We start from the raw sequence: 2,132 nt of genomic DNA, 5'->3' as shown, positions 1-2,132 counted from the left end.
ACTCTCTACTTAATCTACAACTTGCCCGATCTCTTCGATTAACTCTCTACTTAATCTACAACTTGCCCGATCTCTTCGATTAACTCTCTAATTAATCTACAACTTGCCCGATCTCTTCGATTAACTCTCTAATTAATCTACAACTTAGCCTAATACATTATATTATTACCATTCTGTAATAAGTGAATTATTTTTTCTTGTCATTACATTTACACTTGGGTCTTTTTCTGTAACATATAAAAACCCATTAACATCTTCATCATCATTTACTCCAACGATTTTACGGAATGTTGGTTTGAATATAAATTCAGGTGTTTTCCAACATGAACCCATTCCTTCATCGTGTATGAGTAACATTAAATTTTGAATAAATGCACCTATCGCCATTTGATTTTCAAGATTTTCTTTTTGTCTTGAATCTCTTTTCGAAAGTATAACAAACATGCCACCGACTTTAGTCACTTTGTTTATATATTTTTCTTGTTTAGCAGGATCATTTACAAATGCAGATTGTGCTACTTTTTCAGCAAATTCAGGTATTTGTTTTTTACTTATATATACTAATCTCCACGGTTCTCGCATTCCATGATTTGGAGCATAAGTTGCTAAATCAACTAAAGAAAATAATTTCTCTTCATCAATATACATCTCATAGTCATATTTTTTTACGCTTCTTCTTTCTATAATCGCTTTCTTTAATTCCATTATTTACACTCCCAATTCCCATTGATAATTATTATCAATTATATCATAAAAATGAGCTTAAATTCTAATATAATAGAATTTAAGCTCATATATTAATGTTGATATAAATCTAATTGTTTCTTAATTTCTTTAACATGAATTTGTCCAGGTGCTGCTTCTTTACCTACAAAGCCATAAGTGAATTTAGAACCAAATAATCCACCAGTGATTCTAGTCATTTTTCCTAGTTCACCCATTGAAATACCAATCACATCAATTTCCAGCTTATGATAAGCTCTGTTCAGAGCATTAAGCATAGATAATAAGTGTTTTTCATTGTGTGGCATTACGGCAAGCTTCCCGATATCTGCACCTAATTCTGCCATTTTTTCATAAGTTACAAACATTTCTTCTTCATCAGGCGTCGATTTAAAATCATGATGAGATATGATTATTTTAACTTCATTATTTTGTGCTTTTGTTATGCAATTCATTAAATTATCTTCGTAAGTATCTAATTGAATGTCTACATAATCAGCTTTTTTATTACAAATAATGTCTTGCATTAATTTGTAATATGATTCATGATCAAAATCACCATTTCCACCTTGCCCTTTTGAACGATAAGTGAATAATATCGGTGCAAGTTGATATTCTTTTTTAAATTTCTCTAATATTTCATTAATATTTTCAATTGAAGTGTTTTTTAAAGCGTCTGCTCTAAATTCAACGATATCAATTGAATCTTTATTTGAAATGAGTTCTTCAACTGTTTTTTTAATATCATCTGCTGTTTCTAATGATATTGTCGCAACGATATATGGAAACGTTTTTGTTTGTTCTTCAGTCATAGTCATTCCTCCAATGTTCTTCTATTTATATTTTACATTAGTCGAGGAAATTTTTCTATGAAACGATGGTTGAATATATCATATAAATAGCTACCCATCATAATTTTAAAACTTATTTTACAATTAATACCGGGATTGCAGCTCGTTTAGCAACTTTATGACTGACACTTCCTAACACGAGTTTATCTTCATCTTCTGCTTTTCTATTACTTAAAACAACAATGTCAAAATCTCCAGTATTAGCTTTATTTACCAATTCTGATTTAGGATTCCCTTGAACAAATTGAAGATTATATTTGATATTTTGTTCATTAAAATAATCAAATATATGCTTCATCGATTCTTGTCTTTTTTCTTTAAGTTCATCTAAATGGACACCCGTACGTACAGAAGCTTTTAAATCTTTTTCGCTAACAACGTTATAAAGTGTGACTTCTGACCCTTCTCCAACAAGTTTAGCAATCTGTTCTAAAACTTTTTCATTTTTCATTTCTGTATTAATGCCAAACAAAATATTTTTATACATGATTACCACTCCTTTTACTCTATTCTAAACTAAGTGTTGCCCTATTTTCAATTTTTTACATTCTGAAAAAT

3 protein-coding genes are annotated in these 2,132 nt (G+C 29.4%); all 3 read right to left on the bottom strand.

Translation table 11 applies throughout. The annotated features are described in order from the left end of the window. Positions 1-165 precede the first annotated feature (165 nt). The 3 genes from CD129_RS12455 to CD129_RS12445 all read right to left on the bottom strand — a co-directional run bounded on the left by CD129_RS12455 (position 166) and on the right by CD129_RS12445 (position 2,061). Positions 166-705, bottom strand: coding sequence for a nitroreductase family protein (locus CD129_RS12455; protein ID WP_115337682.1), 540 nt, complete (start codon positions 703-705; stop codon positions 166-168). A 92-nt stretch (positions 706-797) separates the two neighbouring features. Then, positions 798-1,535: a type I 3-dehydroquinate dehydratase gene (aroD, locus tag CD129_RS12450; RefSeq protein WP_078357720.1), complete on the bottom strand. Its 738-nt coding sequence runs from the start codon at positions 1,533-1,535 to the stop codon at positions 798-800. 112 nt (positions 1,536-1,647) lie between these two features. Further along, complete coding sequence (locus CD129_RS12445) at positions 1,648-2,061, bottom strand: universal stress protein (protein WP_107509713.1); 414 nt, start codon at positions 2,059-2,061, stop codon at positions 1,648-1,650. Between the last annotated feature and the right edge of the window lie 71 nt (positions 2,062-2,132).

The organism is Mammaliicoccus fleurettii, assembly GCF_003970575.1.
GTDB classification, from domain to species: domain Bacteria; phylum Bacillota; class Bacilli; order Staphylococcales; family Staphylococcaceae; genus Mammaliicoccus; species Mammaliicoccus fleurettii.
Note: the sequence above shows the minus strand (reverse complement) of the source record. Positions and strands in the feature narration are given on the sequence as shown.

Excerpts from the sequence above, each read along its gene's own strand:
- CD129_RS12445 (WP_107509713.1), bottom strand. The coding sequence starts at position 2,061 with ATGTATAAAAATATTTTGTTTGGCATTAATACAGAAATGAAAAATGAA.
- aroD (WP_078357720.1), bottom strand. The coding sequence starts at position 1,535 with ATGACTGAAGAACAAACAAAAACGTTTCCATATATCGTTGCGACAATA.
- CD129_RS12455 (WP_115337682.1), bottom strand. The coding sequence starts at position 705 with ATGGAATTAAAGAAAGCGATTATAGAAAGAAGAAGCGTAAAAAAATAT.